Source organism: Mesorhizobium sp. WSM3864, assembly GCF_002294955.1.
In the GTDB taxonomy this organism is placed as follows: Bacteria; Pseudomonadota; Alphaproteobacteria; order Rhizobiales; family Rhizobiaceae; genus Mesorhizobium.
This window is the reverse complement of record NZ_NSGD01000051.1, coordinates 1-1722: the sequence shown is the minus strand read 5'-3', so window position 1 is coordinate 1722 and position 1722 is coordinate 1. Positions and strand designations below refer to the sequence as shown.

Here is a 1722-nt window from a genome sequence, read left to right as displayed (position 1 = left end):
GATGCTGGCTCGACGGTCACCTACAGCATCAACGACACGCGCTTTGCCATCAATTCCAGCACCGGTGTCATCACGCGCTCGGGCACAGGCAGCCTCAACTTCGAGACCCAGTCGTCGATCGACCTGACGGTGACGGCAACCTCTTCCGACGGCAGCACGGCCAACAAGGTCTTCACCATCGCCGTCCTCGACAGCCCGGAACCGGTTGCGTTCAACACGCCGCCCGATGCCAACACCGCGGCCAACCAGATCGGCCAGAACGCTGCCGCCGGTACTGCCGTCGGCATCACCGCTTCGGCCACGGATCCCGATGCCGGCTCGACGGTCACCTACAGTCTCAACGACCCGCGCTTTGCCATCAATCCCAGCACCGGTGTCATAACACGCTCGAGCACCGGCACGCTCAACGCCCAGTCCGAGCCGACGGTTGCGCTCACGGTCACCGCGACCTCGTCGGACGGCAGCACCAACACCCACGCCTTCAATGTTGACGTCACCGGCGGCAGCACGCCTGGGACTTTCGAGGCCAGGGTGGCGGCCGCAGGCGACGATGTCGAGGAGAAAGGTTCCGGCTCGATTTCGAGCAACGTCAGTGATCTGGAACTGGGCTTTGACGGCTCTACCCGCCAGACGGTCGGTCTCCGCTTCACCGGTATCGACGTCCCGCAAGGCGCGATCATCACCAGCGCCTACATCCAGTTCCAGGCCAATGAGGTGAAGACCGGCGCGGCCTCGCTGCTGATCAAGGGCCAGGACACCGACGACGCAAGCCCCTTCACCAGCACCAGCTTCAATGTATCGTCACGGGCAACGACCGACGCGTCGACGGCTTGGACGCCGGCCCCGTGGACCACGGTGGGCGAGCACGTCCAGGCCGAGCGCACGCCAGACCTCACGGCTGTCGTCCAGGAGATCGTCAGCCGCTCGGGCTGGGCGGCGCTCAACGACATGGCCTTCCTGATCACCGGCACCGGCACGCGCACCGCCGATTCCTACGAATACAATCCCGCCAGCGCGCCGCTGCTGCACATCGAATATGTCTTGCCGGGATCCGGAAGTCCGGTGGCCTTCAACACTCCGCCCGACTCCAACCCCGGCGCCAACCAGATCGCCGAGCTCGCCGCGGCGGGAGCACCCACGGGCATCACCGCTTCGGCCACCGATCCCGATGCCGGCGCGACCGTCACCTACAGCATCAACGATGCACGCTTCGCCATTAATTCCAGCACCGGCGTCATCACGCGCTCGGGCACAGGCACGCTCGACTTCGAAACCCAGTCGTCCATCAATCTGACGGTGACGGCAACCTCTTCCGACGGCAGCACCGCCACCAAGAGCTTCACCCTCGGTGTCCTCGACAGCCCGGAGCCGATCGCGTTCAACACGCCGCCGGATGCCAACTCCGGGGCCAACCAGATCGGCCAGAACGCTGCCGCCGGCACTGCCGTCGGCATCACCGCTTCGGCCTCGGATCCCGATGCCGGCTCGACAGTCACCTACACGATCGACGACTCGCGCTTTGCCATCAATTCCAGCACCGGGGTCGTCACGCGCTCGGGCACCGGCACGCTCAACGCCCAGTCCGAACCGACGATCAATCTCCAGGTGACAGCGACGTCGTCCGATGGCAGCAGCGCCACGAGCACCTTCACTGTCAGCGTCACGGCCGGCCAACAGCCCGTGGCCTTCAACACTCCGCCCGACTCCAACTCCGGCGCCAAC

The 1722-nt window shown here is 65.6% G+C and carries 1 protein-coding gene; it reads left to right on the top strand.

The features are described 5' to 3' along the window. A partial coding sequence (locus CK215_RS30510; protein WP_245418882.1) for a cadherin repeat domain-containing protein occupies positions 1-1722 on the top strand: 1722 nt, incomplete at both ends.